The sequence below is a fragment of the Wenzhouxiangella sp. YN1 genome (genome assembly GCF_056324145.1).
The window spans coordinates 39175-59749 of sequence record NZ_JBJNIO010000108.1; the positions used below are offsets into that span (position 1 = coordinate 39175).

The 20575-nt window shown below is 63.4% G+C and carries 16 protein-coding genes and 1 tRNA gene; 10 read left to right on the forward strand and 7 right to left on the reverse strand.

Features of this window, described 5'->3' with window-relative positions; genetic code table 11:
- Nucleotides 1-9: 9 nt before the first annotated feature.
- From rpsI to ACEWQZ_RS02565, 7 genes are all read left to right on the forward strand, one after another.
- Nucleotides 10-402, forward strand: coding sequence for a 30S ribosomal protein S9 (gene rpsI, locus ACEWQZ_RS02535; RefSeq protein WP_476481503.1), 393 nt, complete (start codon nucleotides 10-12; stop codon nucleotides 400-402).
- An 88-nt stretch (nucleotides 403-490) separates the two neighbouring features.
- Nucleotides 491-564: transfer RNA gene (locus tag ACEWQZ_RS02540), tRNA-Gln, on the forward strand.
- A gap of 662 nt (nucleotides 565-1226) precedes the next feature.
- Nucleotides 1227-2054, forward strand: coding sequence for a hypothetical protein (locus ACEWQZ_RS02545; RefSeq protein WP_476481504.1), 828 nt, complete (start codon nucleotides 1227-1229; stop codon nucleotides 2052-2054).
- Nucleotides 1999-3333, forward strand: coding sequence for an IPTL-CTERM sorting domain-containing protein (locus ACEWQZ_RS02550; RefSeq protein ID WP_476481505.1), 1335 nt, complete (start codon nucleotides 1999-2001; stop codon nucleotides 3331-3333). The genes ACEWQZ_RS02545 and ACEWQZ_RS02550 overlap by 56 nt, the downstream gene beginning before the upstream one ends.
- A 159-nt stretch (nucleotides 3334-3492) precedes the next feature.
- Entirely contained in the window at nucleotides 3493-4677 is a 1185-nt protein-coding gene (locus ACEWQZ_RS02555) for a sensor histidine kinase (RefSeq protein WP_476481506.1), read from the forward strand.
- On the forward strand, nucleotides 4674-5315 hold the full coding sequence (locus ACEWQZ_RS02560; RefSeq protein WP_476481507.1) for a response regulator: 642 nt from the start codon (nucleotides 4674-4676) through the stop codon (nucleotides 5313-5315). Before ACEWQZ_RS02555 ends, ACEWQZ_RS02560 begins: the two co-directional genes overlap by 4 nt.
- 53 nt (nucleotides 5316-5368) lie before the next feature.
- Nucleotides 5369-7129: a M28 family peptidase gene (locus tag ACEWQZ_RS02565; RefSeq protein ID WP_476481508.1), complete on the forward strand. Its 1761-nt coding sequence runs from the start codon at nucleotides 5369-5371 to the stop codon at nucleotides 7127-7129.
- Between the two features lie 68 nt (nucleotides 7130-7197).
- Here ACEWQZ_RS02565 and ACEWQZ_RS02570 read toward each other — a convergent pair whose 3' ends face one another.
- From ACEWQZ_RS02570 to ACEWQZ_RS02600, 7 genes are all read right to left on the reverse strand, one after another.
- Nucleotides 7198-7494 carry a hypothetical protein gene (locus tag ACEWQZ_RS02570; RefSeq protein WP_476481509.1) on the reverse strand — a complete coding sequence of 99 codons (297 nt, stop codon included), beginning with the start codon at nucleotides 7492-7494 and terminating at the stop codon, nucleotides 7198-7200.
- Between the two features lie 27 nt (nucleotides 7495-7521).
- Complete coding sequence (locus ACEWQZ_RS02575) at nucleotides 7522-8421, reverse strand: patatin-like phospholipase family protein (protein ID WP_476481510.1); 900 nt, start codon at nucleotides 8419-8421, stop codon at nucleotides 7522-7524.
- Between the two features lie 46 nt (nucleotides 8422-8467).
- The gene (pncB, locus tag ACEWQZ_RS02580) at nucleotides 8468-9637 is read right to left on the reverse strand and encodes a nicotinate phosphoribosyltransferase (RefSeq protein ID WP_476481511.1); all 1170 of its coding nucleotides are present in this window, start codon (nucleotides 9635-9637) and stop codon (nucleotides 8468-8470) included.
- A complete protein-coding gene (locus ACEWQZ_RS02585; RefSeq protein ID WP_476481512.1) occupies nucleotides 9634-10281 on the reverse strand; it encodes an isochorismatase family protein in 648 nt (215 codons plus the stop codon). The genes pncB and ACEWQZ_RS02585 overlap by 4 nt, the downstream gene beginning before the upstream one ends.
- A 392-nt stretch (nucleotides 10282-10673) precedes the next feature.
- Nucleotides 10674-11333 (reverse strand): DUF2959 domain-containing protein, encoded by a 660-nt coding sequence (locus tag ACEWQZ_RS02590; protein ID WP_476481513.1) that lies wholly within the window; start codon nucleotides 11331-11333, stop codon nucleotides 10674-10676.
- 67 nt (nucleotides 11334-11400) lie between these two features.
- Nucleotides 11401-14580 carry an efflux RND transporter permease subunit gene (locus ACEWQZ_RS02595; RefSeq protein ID WP_476481514.1) on the reverse strand — a complete coding sequence of 1060 codons (3180 nt, stop codon included), beginning with the start codon at nucleotides 14578-14580 and terminating at the stop codon, nucleotides 11401-11403.
- A complete protein-coding gene (locus ACEWQZ_RS02600; protein WP_476481515.1) occupies nucleotides 14577-15848 on the reverse strand; it encodes an efflux RND transporter periplasmic adaptor subunit in 1272 nt (423 codons plus the stop codon). The genes ACEWQZ_RS02595 and ACEWQZ_RS02600 overlap by 4 nt, the downstream gene beginning before the upstream one ends.
- A gap of 193 nt (nucleotides 15849-16041) precedes the next feature.
- Here ACEWQZ_RS02600 and map point away from each other — a divergent pair, with 193 nt between their 5' ends.
- From map to dapD, 3 genes are all read left to right on the forward strand, one after another.
- Nucleotides 16042-16815 carry a type I methionyl aminopeptidase gene (gene map / locus ACEWQZ_RS02605; RefSeq protein WP_476481516.1) on the forward strand — a complete coding sequence of 258 codons (774 nt, stop codon included), beginning with the start codon at nucleotides 16042-16044 and terminating at the stop codon, nucleotides 16813-16815.
- Between the two features lie 8 nt (nucleotides 16816-16823).
- Nucleotides 16824-19460, forward strand: coding sequence for a [protein-PII] uridylyltransferase (glnD, locus tag ACEWQZ_RS02610; RefSeq protein ID WP_476481517.1), 2637 nt, complete (start codon nucleotides 16824-16826; stop codon nucleotides 19458-19460).
- A 139-nt stretch (nucleotides 19461-19599) separates the two neighbouring features.
- Nucleotides 19600-20436, forward strand: a complete 837-nt coding sequence (gene dapD / locus ACEWQZ_RS02615; RefSeq protein ID WP_476481518.1) for a 2,3,4,5-tetrahydropyridine-2,6-dicarboxylate N-succinyltransferase — start codon at nucleotides 19600-19602, stop codon at nucleotides 20434-20436.
- The last annotated feature ends 139 nt before the right edge of the window (nucleotides 20437-20575 follow it).

Consider the following 20575-nt stretch of genomic DNA (forward strand, 5'->3'; position numbering starts at 1 on the left):
ACTGAAGACATGGCAACTGAACAGTATTACGGCACCGGCCGACGCAAGACCTCCAGCGCGCGGGTATTCCTGCGCCGCGGCAACGGCCAGATCACCATCAACCGCAAGCCGCTGGAAGAGTTCTTCGGCCGCCAGACGGCGCAGATGATCGTTCGTCAGCCGCTGGAGCTCGTCGAGTTGGCCGACCGCTTTGACGTCAACGTCACCGTCAGCGGCGGCGGCACCACCGGCCAGGCCGGCGCCATTCGTCTGGGGCTGGCGCGCGCCTTGATGGAATACGACGAAGAACTGCGCGGCGAAATGCGCAAGGCCGGCTTTGCCACGCGCGATGATCGCGCCGTCGAGCGCAAGAAGATCGGCCTGCACAAGGCGCGCAAGGCAACGCAGTACTCGAAGCGATAAGCTCGAAGGCGTTCCGGCCCTCGCCCGTCGGGGATGTAACCCCGACCTACGGGTGCCGCAGGCGGTCGAACGACGCCAACGATCTCATTGGGGGATCGTCTAGTGGTAGGACTACGGACTCTGACTCCGTCAGCGGGGGTTCGAATCCCTCTCCCCCAGCCAAAAACGAAAGAGCCCGGCCCCTGGCCGGGTTTTTTCGTTTTTGGCTGGGGGAGAGGGAACGATGTGCAGGCCGCGAAGCGGCCGGAGCAACCCGTAGCGGAGCGAAGGGCAAGCCCGCGCAGCGGGCGCAGTCAACCGAGCGGCGAAGCCGCGAGCTCGCTGGAGCGTAGCGACCGCCCGAAGGGCAAGCGGCTGAAGGCCGCGCAGCAATCCCGTGTGTCAAGAAGCGCCACTGAGACCGGAACGCAGCCCCTGGCCGGGTTTTTCGTTTTTGGCGGGGGAGAGGGAACGATGTGCAGGCCGCGAGGCGGCCGGAGCAACCCGTAGCGCGTGAAGGACAAGCCCGCGCAGCGGGCGCAGTCAACCGAGCGGCGAAGCCGCGAGCCCTGGCCGGCATGCTTTGTATCTGGCTGGGAAAAGAGGATCAGGACGAAAACACCTGACACGTTTCTCCGCCGCTTTGCGTATATATCCAGTAAGAGGGAACTTTGCCCCGATCGTGAAAACACGGGTTGCGCTCGCAAAATCAATGGGCTAGACTGCGCTGCACGAGGTTGTGAGCAGAGTTCCGCAAGTTCCTGTCAGCCCTCCGGAAGCCCGGGCACCAGGGTTCGGCAGCTCGGCGCGTTTCCTGCTACAAACACGAATGAGGAATCACGAACATGAAACTGATGACAACCGCCCGCAAGGCACTCCTGGCCGGCCTCGCCGTGAGCGCCTGCCTCGGCTTTGCCCTCAACGCCCAGGCACAGGACTGCACCGTCAACAACTGGTCCGGCCAGACCGGGCTGAGCGATGCTGACACCGGCACCCAGGGTAACGACAATCGCCGCTACGGCGGGCCCTGCGGCCTGCGCGTGCCTGTCGACGGCACCGCCCGCTACGTCACCGACGATTCGCCGGGCACTGAAGCCACTTACATCGCCCGCTTTTATGCGTTTCTGGACAATGCCGGCTCCGATCCGATGGTTCTGTTTGCAGCCGATGATGGCACGGATGACCAGATTCAGGTCTGGTACAACCTCCCGAATGCCGGTGATGTGACCCTGCGAGCCTACGACAACGGCGGCGCGGCCTTCGATCTGACCGAAGGCGCGGTCGGCTCGGGCTGGCACTCGGTCGAGTTGGTCTGGGATGCGTCTGCTAGCTCCGATATCCGCTTCAGCGTCGACGGCGCTACGGACCTGACGGCTTCGCCCGACACCAGCGGTATTGTCATTGCCAACGCCCACCTGGGCAACGTCGACGGCTCCGCCACGGGTGGTGGCGCGGTTGACTTCGACGACTTCGACTCGCGTCGGCAGGATCGGCCTGGGCGTTTGATGGTTGGGGATGCCAACGACGATGGAACTACTAATGTATTCGACGTCTCTGCAGTCATTGACGAGATTCAGGCGGGAACGTTCGCGCCCGGGCAGCCGGACTGCAACGAAGATGGAAACATCAACGTATTTGATATTTCCTGTCAGATCGACATTATTCAAAACTAAAACTATTCGAGTCTTCACGCTCTTGCTAAATATTTATAAGGAAATGATGATGAAATCGCAGAACAGCACCTTCGGAATCAAGGATTCCTTGTTTGCGGTCCTCGCCCTGCTCGTGTCGGGTGCGGCTCTGGCGGATGATGTTGCCCTATCGGATGAAAGCGGTCAGCCGGGCGATACCGTTACTGTGACGTTCACTTATACTGGTGATGGTTCGCAGTATGCCCTCCAAGCGGAAGCCGTGATTTCAGATCCCGGCGCTTTCTCAAATGTCGATGCTACGAATATGTGTACCGGCTCCACGGCCTTTACCAAGTCCTGTGTATTTAACGGCTCGGATCGACTTCAAGTCCTGGTTGCCAACGGCAGCTCTGACCCGCTTCAGGACTTTACTGGAACGGTCGAATTCACGATCGATCCCGCAGCGCCGACTGGTACGGTCGTTGACTTGGCTTGGGATACTGCGCTTCCTGACCATACGCCGACGACTTCCGTCGACGGCTCTATCAGCATCACTTCCGGCCCCCAATCCGAACTCACTCTGAGCCCGGACCCGATGGGATTCGGTACGGTTGATCTCGGCACGATGCCGGTAACCGACACCTTCACGGTTGAAAACGTTGGCCAGGCCGATGCGAATATCTCGAGCGTTGCGCTGGCTGGCCCGGACGCGGAATTCACGATTGCGGCCGACAACTGCACCGGCAGCCTGGCCGCTGGCACGAGCTGCACGATTGATATCCAGTTCAACGCCACCGCCAACGGCTCGTATTCGAATCAGATCGATATCACCAGCGATGCCAACGTCAACCCGAACCCGTCGGCCGACATCGCCGGCAGCGCGGATTCGGTTGCCGATCTGGGCGTCAGCCCGAGCTTTGGCGCGGTCAACCTGGGCACCGTGGTTGTCGGCTCGAGCACCAGCCGAAGCGGTAGCATCTCGAACTCGGGTTCGGCCGCCGGTGATTTCACCTGTGACCTGACTGGCGATCCGGAAATCAGCGTGACGCCGTCGCCGCTGAGCGGAACGATTGCCGCCGGTGAATCCACCGACTTCAGCATTGCGTGCGATGTTCCGGACTCCGCAGCCGAAGGCGACAGCTACTCGGCAACATTGGCGTGCACCGGGGACAACGGTTTTGATGGCGCGCATGAGATCTCCTGCAGCGCCACCGAGTTCGTACCCGTTCCGGTGCCGACCCTGAGTAACTGGAGCATTGCTCTGCTGACTCTGCTGATGCTGATGGTTGGCGGTATCTCGGTGCGTTTCTTCCGCGCCTGATCCGCTGATCTGAAGGCGACCCCCGTTCGGTCGCCGCGCAGATAAAAGAGAAACCGCCGGGCCTCCCGGCGGTTTCTCTTTGTCTGGCCAGTGCGCCGGCCAGCGCGATATGACCACTGACCCATGACCCCGGCTGCGTACGGGTTTAAAATCCACCGCATGAATCTGCAACAGCTTCTGGAGCGTCTCGGCTCCCTTTCGGAGATCCGCAGCATCGACTGGCTGCGCTATGTAGGCGTGCTGGTCTGGTTTTTGACCGCACTGACGCTGCTGCTGCTGCCGTGGATGCTGCCGGAAGCGCCGGCAACCGGCGACATCGTCGGCTGGTGGTCGGCGGCCTTGTTGTTCATGCTGGTGCTCTGGCACCCGGTGATCGGCCGACAAAGATCGGCACCGTTCTGGAAGCGGGTGTTGTTGATGCTGGTGCTGTCGGTTTCCGCATTCGGGGTGACCTACTTCACCAATACCGGGCTGGGCAGCTTGCTGGCCATGCTCATAGCCGCTCTGCTGCCGTGGATTCTTCCCCTGGTTGTCGGCGTTGGCTGGGTGGTTGGGCTGGCGCTGGCGTTCAGCGTGTGGATCGCCTTCAGCCCCGGAGGCAGCTGGCTGCTGTGGCTGGTGCAACTGCTGATGAACCTGGGCCTGACCAGCTTTCCCTTTATTGCTTCCCTGCTGGCTCTGAAGCAGATGCAGGCGCGTTCGGAGCTGCGGCGGGTGAATTCCGAGCTGCTGGCAACCCAGTCGCTGCTGACGGAAAATACCCGTATCGCCGAGCGTGTCCGAATCTCTCGCGAGCTGCACGACTTGATCGGGCACCACCTCACGGCGCTCACGCTCAATCTCGAGGTGGCCAGCCACACCAGTGACGGCAAGCCGCGCGAGCACGTCGACAAGGCCGCCTCGATTGCGCGCCTGCTTCTGTCTGACGTGCGCGAGGTCGTCAGCGACATGCGCCGCGATGACCAGGTCAACCTCCGCCAGGCGCTGGAAATGCTGGCCGCCGGAGTGCCGGATCTCGATATCGAGCTGGATATTTCCGGCGATCTTGCCCTGACCGATCCCAAACGTGCACAGATCCTGTTGCGCTGCGCGCAGGAACTGATCACCAATACCGTACGGCACGCGCAGGCATCCAGTCTGTGGCTCACCCTGGGCGAAGAGGCGGGGGGCTTGAGTCTCAAGGCCCGTGATGACGGCCGAGGCAGCGTCAACCTGTTGCCGGGCAACGGCATCAGCGGCATGCGGGACCGGCTCCGCGAGGTGGGCGGCCGGCTGGATATTGCCACCCGGCCCGGTGCCGGCTTTCAGGTGAAAGCCTGGCTGCCCACGGAGGGTGAGGCATGATTCGGGTGATGCTGGTCGACGATCAGACGCTGGTCAGGCAGGGCGTGCGTTCACTGCTCGAACTGGCCGAGGACATCAGTGTGGCCGGAGAAGCGCCCGACGGCGACACGGCGATCGCAGACATTCCGCAGATCGATCCCGATGTGTTGCTCCTGGACATGCGCATGCCGGGCAAGAACGGGCTGGAGGTAATGCACGAGCTGTCGCGAATGAAGGCCCTGCCGCCCACTATCATCCTGACGACCTTCGATGACGATGACCTGCTGCTGGCCGGCATTCGCGCGGGTGCGCGCGGCTACCTGCTCAAGGATGTGGCCCTGGAAGAGTTGATCAAGGCGGTACGCGAGGTTGCCCAGGGCAAGACCCTGGTTCGCCCGGCCGTCACTGAACGCTTGCTGAAGGGCCTGGGCCGGATGGAAACCGGTTTCAGCAGCCTGCCAGAGCCCGACCCGCTGACCGCGCGCGAAACCGAAATTCTGCGTTTGATGGCCGGGGGCTATTCCAACAAGGAGATCGCCGGCGCGCTCAGCGTGGCCGAAGGCACGGTCAAGAATCACGTCTCCAGCATTTTGTCGAAAATGGGGGTGCGTGACCGCACCCGCGCCGTTCTCAAGGCGCTGGAAGCCGGCCTGATCTGACGCCCGGCGCCGGGCCTGCTAGAATCGGGTGTTTCCCAGGGAGATTGAATGCCATGTCTCGTTATCTGACCGCGATTCTGTTTTCGCTGCTGCTGGCAGCCTGTGGCGGGCAGGGTTCATCGGAGCCCGCCAGCCAGGACGATGCCGCCGACTCGGCGCCGCAAATGGCCGATGAAGCCGGTTCCGCAGCTGATTCCGCCCGGTCGACAGATGCGGGCGAGGCCACCGAGCCCGGTCTGCCGCCAATTCCGGGTGACGGCGTGGATACCGAGCTGTTCGACGAATATGTCTCCACGCTGGCGGATGATGACCTCGAAGGACGTGCCCCGAGCACCGCGGGCGGGCGCAAGACCGTTGACTATCTGGTCAAGCAGTTCACCGAGCTGGGGCTGGAGCCGGGATACGGCGACAGCTATCTGCAGCCGGTGCCGATGATCGAGCTGACGAATGTCGAGCGCAGCGATCTGTCGATCGATCACGAGGGCGGCGAAATGAACTTCAGCTATCCCGAGCAGATGGTGATCAACTCGAAACGCCTCGGTACCGATCCTCACGGCGTCGAGGACTCCGAGATGGTCTTTGTCGGCTATGGCATTGTTGCCCCGGAATACGACTGGGACGACTATGCCGGCCTGGATGTCGAGGGCAAGACCGTGGTCATGCTGGTCAACGATCCCGGCTTTGCCACCGGCGATGAAGCGCTGTTCAACGGCCGCGCGATGACCTATTACGGCCGCTGGACCTACAAGTACGAAGAAGCCGCCCGTCAGGGCGCAGCCGCGGCGCTGGTGGTCCACGAGACCGAGCCGGCCAGCTACCCCTGGGAGGTCGTGGTCAACTCCTGGTCCGGGCCTGAGTTTGTCCTGGCCAGTGATGAGTCGGCCCCGCGCGTCGCGCTGGAAGGCTGGCTGACCGTCGACAGTGCCCGTGAGCTCTTCAGCAGCGCCGGCCAGGACTACGACGAGCTCAAGGAGAGGGCACAGAAGCCGGGCTTCGAATGGGTCAGCCTTGATGCCACCATGGCGGCGCAGGTCCGTAACGAAACCAGCCGGGGTGAGTCCTACAACGTGCTCGCCCGGATTCCGGGGACCGAGCGGCCGGACGAAGCCGTCATCTACATGGCTCACTGGGATCACCTCGGGCAAGACCCGGAGATTTCCGGCTCCGCCGGCATCTACAACGGCGCCATCGACAATGCGTCGGGGGTCGCGGGGATCCTCGAGATTGCGCGTTTGAACATGCTGGCGGGCCCGGCCGAGCGCACGCAGCTGTTTGCGGCCGTAACGCTGGAAGAGTCCGGGCTGCTTGGATCGGCGCAGTACGCCAATGATCCGGTTTACGCCCCCGGCGACACCGTCGCGGCCATCAACATGGACGCACTCACGATCATCGGGCCCACGCGCGATGTGACCGTGGTCGGTTATGGCTCCTCCGAGCTGGAAGAGATTCTGGCCGAAGCGGCCGAGCGGCAGGACCGCAAGACGCAGCCCGAACCCAGCCCGGAAGGCGGCTCATATTATCGTTCCGATCACTTCAACCTGGCCAAGATCGGCATTCCGGCCCTGTACGCCAAGGGTGGAGTCGACCACCGCGAAAAGGGCCGCGAATACGGTCTCGCGCAGCAGGCCGAGTATCGCGACAAGCGCTATCACAAGCCGGCGGATACCTGGAGCGAGGACTGGGATCTGCGCGGCGTGGCCGAAGATCTGGAGCTGTTCTACACTGTAGGCCGCGCGGTTGCCGACAGCGATCGCTGGCCGGAGTGGTATGACGGCAACGAGTTCAAGGCCATTCGGGAAGAATCCCGGCGCTGAGCGCGCGCCGCCAGCCCGTGCAGGTCGGGGACGCCCCCGACCTGCACGGACGTTTGCAGCCGCGGCCGCTATGCCCGCCCGACGTCGGTATCCTGCGGCGAGTGCAGATACTCGCTCTCTTCGGCTGACTGCATCACCTGATTGACCATTTCTTCCACCCGCTCGCGCGCGGTCAACATGTCGTCGTCGGCCGCGACGGGGCTTTCGGGCTGGTGGGCATACAGCCAGTAGTGCACGGCGCCGGCGATCAGGCCGTCTGCCAGGGCCCAGGGGTCGGCGTCCGGGTTGGCGGCAGCCAGGCGGTTGCCGAGATCGACCACGGCGTCGGCCGCTTCGTCAAAAAGCAAGTCGTGGTTATTGGGCATCAGGAGTCTCTTGGGTCTGCACTTGATTCAGTGGTTGGCGTAGCCAGCCAGCGCTTCGTGCGCCAGCTCTTCACCAAGCCGGATCAGCTCGGAGGCGCGGTGGAACTCGTGCACCAGGCAGGCGTTCTTGGGAACGCTGATCATGATATCCGACTGGAAGATCGCCATGTGATGACGGGCCATGGCCGCCTCCATGGTGTCGAAGGCGCGCATCATCACGGCCATCAGGCCGGGTCGCTTGTCTTTTTCCGGTTCGTCGTCGCGCCAGCCGTTCATGAACTCACGCACCTTTCTCAGCATCCCGTGGGCATCATCGTCCGGTTCTGCCGCCGGCTTCAGCGGCGGCGGCTGCACTGCTGGGGCATTCACGTCGACGACCACGACCAAATCATTGATGGCTCGAAGCGTAGGCGCGATCGGCACCGGGTTGAGAATGCCGCCGTCGATCAGGGTGCGGCCGCGATACGCATGCGGGGTGAAAACACCGGGGATGGCAATCGACGCACGGATGGCGTCGAACAGCGGGCCGCGGTCCAGCCAGACTTCGCGGCCCTGGTCGAGATCGACGGCAACGGCGGTGAAATCCATTGGCAGTGACTCGATGTCGTAGTGCCCGGTCAGCTCAACCAGCTTGTCGATCAGCTTTCTGCCGCGGATCAGACCGCCGCCAGAGAAAGTCCAGTCGATGAGCGCCAGAATATGCGATTGTTCGAGCGTGCCGACCCACTCTTCATAGGCATCGAGATGGCCGGCAGCGTGAATGCCGCCGATCAGCGCCCCCATTGACGAACCGGCAATGTGCCGGATTTCCAGCCCGGCCTTCTCGAGTGCGCGAATGACGCCGATATGCGCCAGACCGCGCGCGCCGCCGGCACCCAGCACCAGCGATACGCTCTGTCCGGCAAGGGGGCTTCTCAGCTGCTCCATGCGGCGGATTCTAGCCCATTGGCGGGCGCAGCAACGCGACTTGACCTCACTCGGCCGGAATGTCGAAGGCCTGGCGCACCCAGGCCAGATAGTGCTGGTCGGTCGAAACCACCTTGCCCGGCGAATCGGAGAGCTTGACCACCGGCTGGCCGTTGCACTCGGTCATCTTGATGACGATGTTGACCGGCTGTACACCGGTATCGTGGGTCAGGTTGGTGCCGATGCCGAAAGACACGTTGATGCGATCGCGAAAGCGCCGCCAGATGTCGGCGGCCTTGGGGATGGTCAGCGAGTCGGAGAAGATCAGTCTGCGCGTCTTGGGGTCGACGCGGTTGTTGCGGTAGTGCTCGATCATCGCCTCGCCCCATTCGAACGGATCACCCGAATCCTGCCGGGCGCCGTCGAACAGCTTGCAGAAATACATGTCGAAATCGCGCAGAAAGGCCTTCAGGCTGTAGGTGTCGGACAAGGCAATGCCGAGATCGCCCCGATACTCGCGCGCCCACACCTCGAAGGCAAAGCGCTGGGTTTCGGCCAGGCGCGGGCCCAGCGCCTGGCAGGCTTGAATGAACTCATGCGCCATCGTGCCGATGGGCACGAGATCGTGCTTGCGCGCCAGCGCGACGTTGCTGGTGCCGCGGAAATTGTCGGGCAGCTCGTCGGCAAGGGTGCCCACGACCTCGTCGTGCCAGGCCCCCGAGAACCGTCGGCGAGTGCCGAAGTCGGAAAACACGAATTCCCCGGGATGCTCCATTGCCTTGACCTGCGCGATCTTGGTCGCCAGGCGCTCGCGCCCTTCCTCGAGGCCATGGGCTGGCCAGCTGTGGCGGGAATACAGCTCGCTGATGATCGCCAGGATCGGCACCTCGAACAGGATGGTGTGCAGCCAGGGGCCGCGAATGCGGATGCTCAACTGGCCGTCTTCTTCTCCGATGTGAACGAAGCGCGACTGCAGATGGAACAGGCGCAGAAACTCGATGAAGTCGGGCTTGACGTAGCGCAGACTGCTCAGATAGTCGAGTTCGTCGGGATCGAGCGTGAGCGTGCACAGGTGCGTCAGCTCGTCTTCCAGATCGCTGCGAATCGCGCGCAGGTCGACACCTTCACTGCGGCACTTGAACCGATACTCGACCTCGGCACTCGGAAATTGATGCAGCACCGCCTGCATCATCGAGTACTTGTAGATATCGGTATCGAGCAGGGACTCGATGATCATGCCGGCAGTTTCAGTTCATCGCAGCTGTCGATGAACTCGACGCCGGCCTGCTCCATGTCCGCAAGCCCCTGCTCGACGGTTTCTGCGGCAATGCCGCGGGTAGCGGCGCGATTGAGAATCACCTGAATGCCCGCCGCTTGAAGCTGCAGCGCCGTGGCCCGCACGCAGTAGTCGGCGGCCAGGCCTCCGAGCAGCACGTGGCTGACGTCGCGGGCCTTGAGCCACTCGATCACGCCGGTGCTCATTTCCTCGGCGATGTCGTGGTAGCAGGCCCCGTAGGGATGCATGTCAAGCTCGACGCCCTTCCAGACGAAGAAATCGTAGTCGGCTGGTCTGGGCAGCTCGGGAAGCAGCTCAAAGCCATCGGTGCCGGGCACGGCATGCACTGGCCAGTGCTCCTCGACGTTGTCGCCTTCGACGCCCGGCTTGCCGATCATGTCGGGGTTGTCGGTCACCCATATCGCTTTCGGGCTGTGGGCGTCCTTCGAGCCCAGGCGCCAGGCGGCGAACTCCGCCTGCCGATTGAGCTCCGGGCCGATCGTGTCGCCCTCGTCCACCGGCAGTTCATTCGGGCACAGCGGCGTGAAAGTGCGCTGTGCGTCCACGTCAAAGCTGGCAACGTACTGTTTGTGCGGGAGTTTCATGAGATCTTCCGTGGGTCTTCCGTTATTCGGGTCTGTGTCAGTGTATATGCGGATGCGGCACGCTCAAGCCAAGGCCGGCATGGAGCGCTGCAGGTCTGGCGCATGCTTGCCGGTCGGGTGCGTTGCGCTTCGCTTCACGCACCCGGCGACGGAATCTTCGCGAAGACGACGTGGCAGGGCTGGACAGGCGTTGCTTGCGACGGTGTCGGTCCGGCACCTCGTCCGTCGCGGATGTAACTGCGACCTACCTTTTGGGCCCAAGGTGTTGCGGGATGTGATCGTGGCCTGCGTAGGTTGGGGCTACGTCCCCGACGGATGACTGACGCGTCAAGACCCGCACCACGACTGGTGGCGCAGCTTCGCCGCTTCCACAGGCCGTGAAGCGTCCCGAATCACTCCAGCGCCTGAATGAAGGCGTCCGCCTCGGCGATGGCTTCATTCATGGCCTCGATCAGCGCTTGGGTGTCGCTCTCGATGCCTTCGAGTTCGTTTCTCAGCGCCGAGATAGCGCGAGCGTTGAGGTTGTGTTTGAGAAACAGCACTTGATCCTGGAACGATTGCAGCACCGGATCCATGGTCGCTTCGGCCCGCTCCATGGCCGTGATCATGCGCTCGTAGCGGCTTTCCGTTTCGTCAAGCAGGTCGCTCGAGCGGCGGCGCAGGTCGGCGCTTTCGTACTCGTCGAGCTCGTCGGACCATTCGTCGAACAGATCTTCAGCCACATCGCGCACCTCGTCTATGCGCGTGCGCACGCGGTCGGCGTTCTTGACGCTGCGTTCATAAGCGTTGCTGAGGCGGTCATAGAGTGCTTCCAGCTCGCCGCCGTCGAAGGCGACCGTGGCACGGAACTGTTCCAGCGCCGAGGCAAACTGTTCGCGGGCCTGGTCCTGGCTGTCACGCGCGGACTCGACGCGGCCCGACAGGATGTCGCGCTTTTCCACGCCGAAGGTCTCGAGCGCGCGGTATTTGACCGATTGGCAGCCACTCAGGGCGGCGACGACGATCAGCAGCAGGCAAAGGGCTTGTGCTCGCGAGTTGGCGATCGGATTCATGGGCGGCTCCGAGGTGATCGGTTTTACATCATACCCGCTTGTACAGGCAAGGCGCAGGGCCTGCCGCTCAGCCGTCGCCCCCCTGCAAGGCGCTTTCGTCGGAAGTTGCGTCATGGCGCCGGCGCCCGGTCAGGCGTTGCACCTGTGCGGTCAGGTCGTCGCCGATCAGGTACAGGATCGGAATCAGGCCCAGAGTGATGACCGTGGCGAACAGGATGCCGAAGGCCAGCGAGGCGGCCATGGGGATGACCATCTGTGCCTGCAGGCTGGTTTCGAAGAACACCATGGGCGCCAGGCCCAGGAAGGTGGTCGCCGAGGTCAGGATGATGGGGCGAAAGCGCAGGCGTGCGGCCTTGATCGCTGCTTCGACACGCCGCTGGCCTTCGCGGCGGTGACGATTGACGAAGTCGACCAGAATCAGACTGTCGTTGACGACAACGCCGGCCAGGGCAATGATGCCGAAAAAGCTGAGCATGCTGATCGGGATTCCCAGAAGCCAGTGGCCGAAGATGGCGCCGATCATGCCAAAGGGGATCACCGACATGATCAGCAGCGGCTGCAGATAGGAGCGCAACGGAATCGCGATCAGCGCATAGATCAGGAAAATGGCCAGACCGGTGCCCATCAGCAGGTCGCTGGCGACCTCCTGCTGGCTGCGGGTAGCGCCTGACAGGCGGTAGCTGACGTTGGGGTGGCCGGCCAGAATCTCGGGCAGGTGCTGCTCGCGCAGCTCGCTGGTGATGCGCCCCGGCTCGGCTACTTCCTTGTCGACCCGCCCGGTGACGCTGATCGAGCGCTGACGGTCGAAGCGGCGGATGACCGACGGGCTGTTGCCGACCTTGACGTCGGCCACGGCCCCGAAGGGCACTTCCGCGCCGTCGGGCGTGCGAATGCGCATGGCTTCCAGATAACCCTCAGAGGTGCGCTGCTCGCGCGGGTAGCGCACCATCACGCGGACGTCGTCCTGGCCGCGTTGAATGCGTTGGACTTCCTCGCCGAAGAAGGCCTGACGAACCTGGCGCGCCAGATCCTGCTGGCTCAAGCCCAGCACCTCGGCCTCGGGCCGGATGTCGAGCTGCAGCTCCTTGAGTCCGCCTTCGAAGGAGTTACGCACGTCGTAGGTGCCCTCGTAGGCCTGGACCCGCTGTTCGAGCGCCGACGCCGCGGCTTCGAGCTGGTCGAGGTCGCTGCCGACAAGCTGAAAGGAGATATCGGGCCCGCCGCCGCCGGGTCCGCCGCCGGCGTTGCCGATGCGCAAGCCGCGCGCACCGGGAATCTGGCCGACTGCATCACGCCACTCGCGCTGCAGCTCGGTGATGGTGACAGGACCATTTTCGTGTTTTGCCAGCTCCACCAGCATGCCGCCGGAGGTGTCGGAGTCCGACCACGCGAAGACGGTGCGTACGATATCTTCATCCAGGCCGTGTTTTGCCTGCAGCTTTCTGTCGGTGTTTTCCAGCTCGGCCGCCAGATGGTCCAGGTTGGCATGGGTGATGTAGGCGGGTGTGCCCTCGTTCATCTGCAGTTCGACCTGCATGAATTCGCCGGCAAAGTCCGGGAAGAACACGCGCGGAACAATGCCGCCCACGACCAGCCCGATGGAGAGGATGAGGACGGAAACGAACGAGGCCAGCGCAAGATAGCGGTTGCGCAGAAGAACGCCCAGCGTCGGCAGATAGAAACGATCGATGAAGCTGTACAGGCCGTCGGAGAAGTTGCGCTGGAAGCGAACGAAACGATTGGTGCTGGTCGCTTCGAATTTCCCGACCCGCATGTGCGACAGGTGCGCCGGAAGGATCAGCTTGGATTCGATCAGTGACATGAACAGGCACAGGACAACGACCCAACCGATGGCGGCGAAGAACTGGCCGGAAATGCCCGAGATCATGAGAATGGGCAAGAATGCCGCGATCGTGGTCAGCACGCCGAAGGTGGCCGGAGTTGCCACCCGGTAGACGCCGTTGACGACGTTTTCGGTCGAGTGGCCTTTGGCGCGAATTTCGGTGTAGGCCGATTCGCCGATGACGATGGCGTCATCCACCACGATCCCCAGCACGATCAGGAAGCCGAACAGGCTGATCAAGTTGATGGTGACCCCGAAAGCCGGCAGCAGCCACAGGGTGCCGAGGAAGGCGACCAGCAGACCGACCATCACCCAGAAGGCGAGCTTCAGCCGCAAGAACAGCGCCAGAATCAGAAATACCAGCAGGGCGCCGACCAGCAGGTTCTTGCCCATCATCTCGATGCGGCCGTGCAGGTAATAGGCGATGTCGGCCCACCAGTCGATACTGATGCCCGCGGGCATGTTGCGACGCTTTTCGGTGATGTAGTCGCGCACCTCGTCGGAAACCGCCAGCGCGCTTTGCTCGCCGACGCTGAGCACGCGGATGGCGGTGGCCGGCTTGCCGTTGTGGCGCGCGTAGCGGTCGCGTTCGACGAAGCCGTCGTTGATGTCGGCGATATCGCGCACCAGCACCTTCGAACCGTCCGGATTGCTGCGCACGACAATATCCTCGAAATCGCGGCCGACATAAGCCTGGCCAACGGTCCTGACCAGCACGTCGCCGCCGGCGGTTTCGATGCGGCCGCCGGGCAGGTCCAGCGAAGACTGGCGAATGGCCCGGGCGACTTCACCCAGCGTCAGATCATAGGCGCGCAGCGTTTGTTCGCGCACCTCGATGCCGATCTCGTAGGGGCGGGCGCCGATCAGCTCGGCCCGCGAGACCGAGGGCAGGGCAATGATGTCGTCGCGAATCTCGCGCGCCGTCTCCTTGAGGGTTCGCTCTCCCACGTCGCCAAAGACTGACACCCAGATGACCTCCTGGGTCCAGGTGTTGCGTTGATAGATCGGCCGCTCGGTTTCGGCCGGAAACGTCGCAATGGAGTCCACCCGGGTCTTGATTTCATCAAGGACTTCGAGCACGTCGTATTCCTGATCGACTTCGACCTGAACATTGCCCGAGCCTTCGCGTCCGGTGGCAACGATTTCCCTGACGCCGTCGATGTCCTGGATTGCTTCCTCGATCTTGATCAGCACGCCCTGCTCGACGTCGCGCGGCGTGGCGCCGCGATAGGGCACGGTGACGTTGACGTAGTTGGTCTCGATCTGCGGCTGGATTTCCTTGGTGATGGTGAATGCCGTTACCACCCCGCCGGCAAGCAGGCACAGCATCAGCAGGTTGGCCGCCACCGAATTGTTGGCGAACCAGGCAATCAGGTTGCCGTACCAGTTTCGGTCGGTGCTCATCTGGCGTCCTCCGTCTGCGCGGTTTCATCCTGCGCCAGACCCCGGGCCCGGTCGCTCTGCTCCTGGTCTTGTGCCGGCAGAATGCGCAGCTCGGGTTGATCCGCGCCGGGCGCGCGCACGTTGAGCTTCGTGCCTGGAATCGGCGTGTTGATGGCGGTGGTGATCACGCGTTCGCCGGGCTGGATCGCATTGGACAGATAAACGTGCTCTGCCGTTGAACGCACCACGTCGACGCTGCGGATTTCGAGGCGCTCGTCTTCATCGGCGATATACAGCCGATTGCCCTCGCGCAGGGTCTCGCGCGGCAGCTCGACCAGGCCAGCGGCCGAGCGTCCGTGAATTTCGGCCTGTACATAGCTGCCCATGGGCAGCGGCACGTTGCGATCGGCGCCGAGCAGGCCGTAGGGGTCTTCGATGCGCGCCACCGCCCAGGTCAAGCGCGTGGTTTGCTCGACGACCCCCTCGGTACGCACGATTTTTCCGCTCCAGCTGCCGCGCTCGCCGTTGACGCTGGCGTGAAAGCGCACGCGCGGCGAGGGCTGGTTCTCCTTCCCCGGCCGGGGAAGGTTGACGAACGCCAGGTCGCGGTCGGGCAGCGACAGGCGCACCTCGGCGACATCCACTGCGAAAGCCTCGCCCAGCGTGGTGCCGGTGCTGACATACTGGCCGATGTCGACCGCGCGCGAGCGCACCATGCCGTCGTAAGGCAGCGAGATGCGGGTGCGCTCGAGGTCGCGCCTGGCGCGCGCCACGGCCGCCTCGGCTGCCTGCACGGAAGCTCGAGCCTGCTCCAGCTGCGGAATGCGAAGGACCAGCTCGGAAGGTTCGCGGTCGGCGCTGCCGTGCAGCTGCTGCCAGTCGCGACGCGCCTGCTCGGAGCGCGATTGCTCGTCAGACAGCTGGGCGCGCGCGCCCGCCAGTTCGGCCTCGGCCTGTTTCAACGCCGTTTCGTAGTCACTGCGATCGATCTCGATGAGCACCTCGCCGGCGTGGAAAAAACCGCCGGCTACGAACTGCTCGGATATCTGCGTTACCTTGCCGCTGACTTCGGGCACAAGCGTGGTCTGGGTGCGCGGCTGAACCGTGCCCTGCGCGTGCACGACGAAATGGTCGCCGGCGCTTTCGGCTGCAATGGTGTCGACAAGCATTGCGGTTTCGGTCGGCTCGCGCTCGGGTGGCTCGGGTCGATTGCTGGCCAGGATGACAACAAGGATGATCGAGGCGGCAATCAGGGCCGGCGGCAGGATGTAGCGGCGGAATCTGTTCATGGGGTTTCTCGGGTCCCGGATCGAGGTGTTCGAGCATGCACTCAGCTTGTGCGCATCCTGCCACTGACACAAGCGCCAGCGCACGTGCCAAAAGGCATGAATGCGCCTGCGCCCCGGCGGACAAAGGTCAGCTTTCCGCCGCCGGTGCAGGTGCTATCAGGTAGACTGTTACGGTTTATCAATGGTTTCATCGATGAATCATCAAGTTCATATCAAGACGTCAGAAGAAATCGAAGCCATGCGCGTTGCCGGTCAGCAGGCAGCCAGCGTTCTGGCCCTGCTCGAGCCGCATGTCCAGCCGGGTGTCACCACCGCCGAACTCGATCGCATCGCCCACGAATACATCGTCGGTGAGCTCGAAGCCGTGCCTGCCCCGCTGAACTACAAGGGCTTTCCCAAGTCGATCTGCACTTCGGTCAATCACGTAGTCTGCCACGGCATTCCGGGCGAAAAGCGGCTCAAGAAAGGCGATATCATCAATATCGATGTCACCGTCATCAAGGACGGCTGGCACGGCGATACCTCCAGAATGTTCTATGTCGGTGAACCTTCGGTGAAGGCCCGGCGCATCTGCGAGGTGGCGCACGAGTCCATGGTTCGCGGCATTGCCGTCGTCAAGCCGGGGGCAACGCTGGGCGACATCGGTCATGCCATCCAGACCTATGCCGAAGGCGAGCGCTGCTCGGTGGTGCGCGAGTACTGCGGCCACGGTATCGGTCGCGGCTTTCACGAGGCGCCGCAGGTGCTGCATTACGGCCGCCCCGGTGAGGGCATGGTGCTCGAGGCGGGCATGACTTTCACCATCGAGCCGATGATCAACCTCGGCAAGCGCCATACCCGACTGCTGCCCGACGAATGGACGGTGATTACGCGCGACCGCAGCCTGACCGCGCAGTGGGAGCACACCCTGGCGGTCACCGAAGACGGCTACGACATTCTGACGCAGTTGCCAGATCAGCCCCTGTGATTGATCGATTGAGCGCAGTTCCGGCGACCCGCGACTGCCTCGATCTTGCCGCCCTTGCTGCCCTTGAAGCTCGCCCCGACGCACTCGGACGGGCGTTGAACCGTGCCCGCGAACAGGCTGATTCAGAATTGGGTCGCCAGTTCGCGGCCGGGGCCGAAATCCGTGATCTCGTGCAGGGCCGGGCCTGGGTGGTCGAGCAACTGGTGCTCACCGCCTGGGAGCGTCTGGCCCCACCCGACGATGGGATTGCGCTGTGTGCAACCGGCGGTTTCGGGCGCGGCGAATTGCATCCGCATTCAGACGCGGATCTGCTGATTCTGCTGCCCGCGGGCAGGGCGGTGAACAAGGGCGCACTCGAGCGCTTCGTCCAGGTGCTCTGGGACGCCGGCCTGCATCCGGGGCAAAGCGTGCGCAGCGTCGATGATTGCGTCACCGCCGCGCGTGACGATGTAGCCGTAGCCACCAATCTGATGGAATCGCGCCTGCTGGCCGGCAACGGCTGCCTGCACCGGCAGATGCGCGAGCGCACCGATGCCCCGCTGCTGTGGCCGGCCGCAGAATTCTTCGCCGCCAAACTGGCCGAGCAAGACCAGCGCCATCGGCAGTTTGAAGACACCGTCTACAACCTCGAGCCCAATCTCAAGGAAGGGCCGGGCGGCTTGCGCGACCTGCAGATGATTGCCTGGGTCACGCGTCGTCATTTTGGCACCTCCACCCTGCACGGCCTGGTTGAGTACGGCTTTCTTGGCGAGCGCGAGCACGAAGCGCTGGTGGCCGGCCGCGAACATCTCTGGCGCCTGCGCTGGGCCTTGCATGAGACCGCCGGGCGCGCCGAAGAGCGTCTGCTGTTCGAGCACCAGCGCCGGCTGGCCGAGCGTTTCGGTTTTGGCCGCTGCCGTGAAAGCAACGAGCCGGTCGAGCGCTTCATGCAGATTCATTACCGCAACGTCATGCAGCTCGAACGCCTCAACGAGCGGCTGCTGCAAAGCTTCGATGAGGAGCTGCTGGCCGGCCGTCGTCATCTGCCTTCAGCCGATATCGATGCGTTTTTCCGCATTCACCACGGCTATCTGGAGCTCAAGGATGAGCACGCGTTGGTGCAGCATCCGGAGCAGATCATGCGCATGTTCTTGCTGCTGGCTGATCATCCCGAGGCGCGCGGCGTACGCGCAACCACCATCCGGCGGGTACGCGAACATCTTTACCTCATCGACGAGAGCTATCGCCGCGATTCGCGGGTTCTGGGCGCCCTCCTGGCGCTGCTCAGACGCGATCGCCTGGTGCACAGTCAGCTTGCCCGCATGAATCGCTATGGCGTGCTGGCCGCGCTGCTGCCCGAATTTGCGCAGGTCACCGGCCGCATGCAGTTCGATCTGTTTCATGCCTATACGGTCGATCAGCACATCCTGTTCGTGATTCGCAACCTGAGGCGCTTTGCCTGCGCCCGACAGCCGGAACGATTTGCGCATGCCATCGAGGTATTCGGCCGCATCGAGCGACCCGAGGTGCTCTATCTGGCGGCGCTGTTTCACGATATTGCCAAGGGCCGCGGCGGCGACCACTCAGAGCTGGGTGCCGCAGACGCGCGCAAATTCGTCGACCGGCTGGATATGGACGGCAACGACCGCGACCTGGTGGTCTGGCTGGTGTCAGAACACCTGCTGATGTCGCGCACCAGCCAGCGAGAGGACATCTCCGATCCGGAGGTGGTGAACGCATTTGCCGAACGAGTCGGCAGCCAGCGTCGTCTTGATCACCTGTACGTGCTGACGGTTGCCGACATCGCTGCAACCAGCCCGCGATTGTGGAACTCCTGGAAGGACAGCCTGCTGTGGACACTCTACAAAGCCGCTGCCGCCGCCCTGGCCCGCGGGTTGGAGCATCCGTTCGACCGCCGGACCAGCCTTTATCGGACGCGCGCCTCGGCGCTGGCCGCGTTGCGCGCGCGTGGATATGCCACGCAACAGGTCGAGCGCTGCTGGCGCCACCTCCCGGAGCGCGCCTTCCTGCGCCTGGATGCCGAACAGCTGGTCTGGACAACGGCTGAAGTGCTGGCCGCTGATGAGTTGCCGCTGGTGGGTGCCCGCCGCCTCGAAGACAAGGGCATCAGCGAGATTTTCGTTCAGGCCGAGGACTTTGCCGGCCTGTTTGCCGTGGTTGCACGCGAGCTTGATCGCATGGAGCTCGATGTGCTGGCCGCACGCGTGATCACGACCGCTGACGGCAAGAGTTGGGATATCTTCCAGATCATGGACGCCAACAGCCAGCCGCTCCACGACTCAGACGTCGGGCGGCTCAAGCGCCTGCTGGTGGCACAGCTGGCCGCACGCGATGTTCGCCCGCTGCCGGCCCGGCCGGTGCCTCGCCGCCTTCAGCCTTTCCTCGGTCGCTCGGAAATCACGTTGTCAAGACGCGACGGCCTGACCCGGCTTGCGGTTGCCGCCACCGACCGCCCCGGGCTGCTGTCAGCCATCGCAGAAGCCCTGGTCAGCCGCAGCCTGCGCCTGCACGACGCCCGGGTCGCCACTTTCGGCCAGCGCGTCGAAGACGTGTTCACCATCACCGATGCCCACGGGCAGCCGCTGGACCGTGAAGCTTGCATGGTGCTGGAAGACGAGCTGCGGAAGCGACTGGATGTGGGGTGAAAGTGTGAAGTGTGAAGTGTGAAGTGTGAAGTGTGAAGTGTGAAGTGTGAAGTGTGAAGGTTTTTGCGAGATCTTGTTGTTGGTGTTGTTGGTTTTGATTCTTTACACTTCACACTTCACACTCAACACTTACTAAAAAATGTCGAACGAACTCAATGAGCTCCAGCTCGCCATCGAAGCCGCCTGGAACCGTCGCGACGCACTCTCGCCGGAGTACGACAACCATGAGCTGCGCGGCCAGATCGATACCTGTCTGCAAGGGCTGGAAAGTGGCGAGCTGCGGGTGGCCGAGCCGGACGGCAGCGGCGGCTGGCAGGTCAATGGCTGGCTCAAGCAGGCCATTCTGCTGCACTTTCGCATCACCCCCAACCGCGTGGTGGAAGGCGGCGTGAGCCGCTACTTCGACAAGGTCGATCTGCGCTTTGCCGACGAAATGGATTCGCCCGAGCAGTGCGGCGCGCGGGTGGTGCCCACCGCGACCGTGCGCCGCGGCGCGCATATCGGCAACGACACCGTGCTCATGCCCAGTTACGTCAATATCGGCGCCTTCGTGGGCGCCGGCAGCATGATCGATACCTGGGCGACGGTGGGTTCGTGCGCCCAGATCGGCGCGGGCGTGCATATCTCCGGCGGTGCCGGCATCGGCGGCGTGCTCGAGCCGCTGCAGGCCAGCCCGACCATCATCGAGGACGGCTGCTTTGTCGGCGCGCGCTCGGAAGTGGTCGAGGGCGTGGTCGTCGAAAAGGGCGCGGTCATCGGCATGGGCGTGTTTCTGGGCCAGTCGACGCGAATCTACAACCGCGAGACCGGCGAGGTGATCACCGGGCGCGTGCCCGCCGGCTCGGTGGTGGTCGCCGGCAGCCTGCCGGCAAATGACGGCAGCCACAGCCTGTATGCAGCCATCATCGTCAAGCAGGTTGACGAGAGAACGCGCTCGCGCACCTCGGTCAACGAGCTTCTGCGCAGCGCTGAGTAATTGCTTCCCCGGCAATCAAGATCTTGTAACCACGGCAGACACGGAAGGGTACGGAGAAAACCGGATTGAATCTCTTTTTGAGGCCTTCCCTGAAGACATGAGCTTTCCGTGACCATCCGTGCCTTCCGTGGGTTTTGAG

What these genes read in the sequence shown, in the direction of transcription:
- ACEWQZ_RS02600 (WP_476481515.1), bottom strand. Translation starts at nt 15,848, where the DNA reads ATGAACAGATTCCGCCGCTACATCCTGCCGCCGGCCCTGATTGCCGCC.
- ACEWQZ_RS02555 (WP_476481506.1), top strand. Translation starts at nt 3,493, where the DNA reads ATGAATCTGCAACAGCTTCTGGAGCGTCTCGGCTCCCTTTCGGAGATC.
- ACEWQZ_RS02575 (WP_476481510.1), bottom strand. Translation starts at nt 8,421, where the DNA reads ATGGAGCAGCTGAGAAGCCCCCTTGCCGGACAGAGCGTATCGCTGGTG.
- pncB (WP_476481511.1), bottom strand. Translation starts at nt 9,637, where the DNA reads ATGATCATCGAGTCCCTGCTCGATACCGATATCTACAAGTACTCGATG.
- rpsI (WP_476481503.1), top strand. Translation starts at nt 10, where the DNA reads ATGGCAACTGAACAGTATTACGGCACCGGCCGACGCAAGACCTCCAGC.
- map (WP_476481516.1), top strand. Translation starts at nt 16,042, where the DNA reads ATGAATCATCAAGTTCATATCAAGACGTCAGAAGAAATCGAAGCCATG.
- ACEWQZ_RS02570 (WP_476481509.1), bottom strand. Translation starts at nt 7,494, where the DNA reads ATGCCCAATAACCACGACTTGCTTTTTGACGAAGCGGCCGACGCCGTG.
- ACEWQZ_RS02565 (WP_476481508.1), top strand. Translation starts at nt 5,369, where the DNA reads ATGTCTCGTTATCTGACCGCGATTCTGTTTTCGCTGCTGCTGGCAGCC.
- dapD (WP_476481518.1), top strand. Translation starts at nt 19,600, where the DNA reads ATGTCGAACGAACTCAATGAGCTCCAGCTCGCCATCGAAGCCGCCTGG.
- ACEWQZ_RS02545 (WP_476481504.1), top strand. Translation starts at nt 1,227, where the DNA reads ATGAAACTGATGACAACCGCCCGCAAGGCACTCCTGGCCGGCCTCGCC.
- ACEWQZ_RS02560 (WP_476481507.1), top strand. Translation starts at nt 4,674, where the DNA reads ATGATTCGGGTGATGCTGGTCGACGATCAGACGCTGGTCAGGCAGGGC.
- ACEWQZ_RS02595 (WP_476481514.1), bottom strand. Translation starts at nt 14,580, where the DNA reads ATGAGCACCGACCGAAACTGGTACGGCAACCTGATTGCCTGGTTCGCC.
- ACEWQZ_RS02550 (WP_476481505.1), top strand. Translation starts at nt 1,999, where the DNA reads ATGGAAACATCAACGTATTTGATATTTCCTGTCAGATCGACATTATTC.
- ACEWQZ_RS02585 (WP_476481512.1), bottom strand. Translation starts at nt 10,281, where the DNA reads ATGAAACTCCCGCACAAACAGTACGTTGCCAGCTTTGACGTGGACGCA.
- ACEWQZ_RS02590 (WP_476481513.1), bottom strand. Translation starts at nt 11,333, where the DNA reads ATGAATCCGATCGCCAACTCGCGAGCACAAGCCCTTTGCCTGCTGCTG.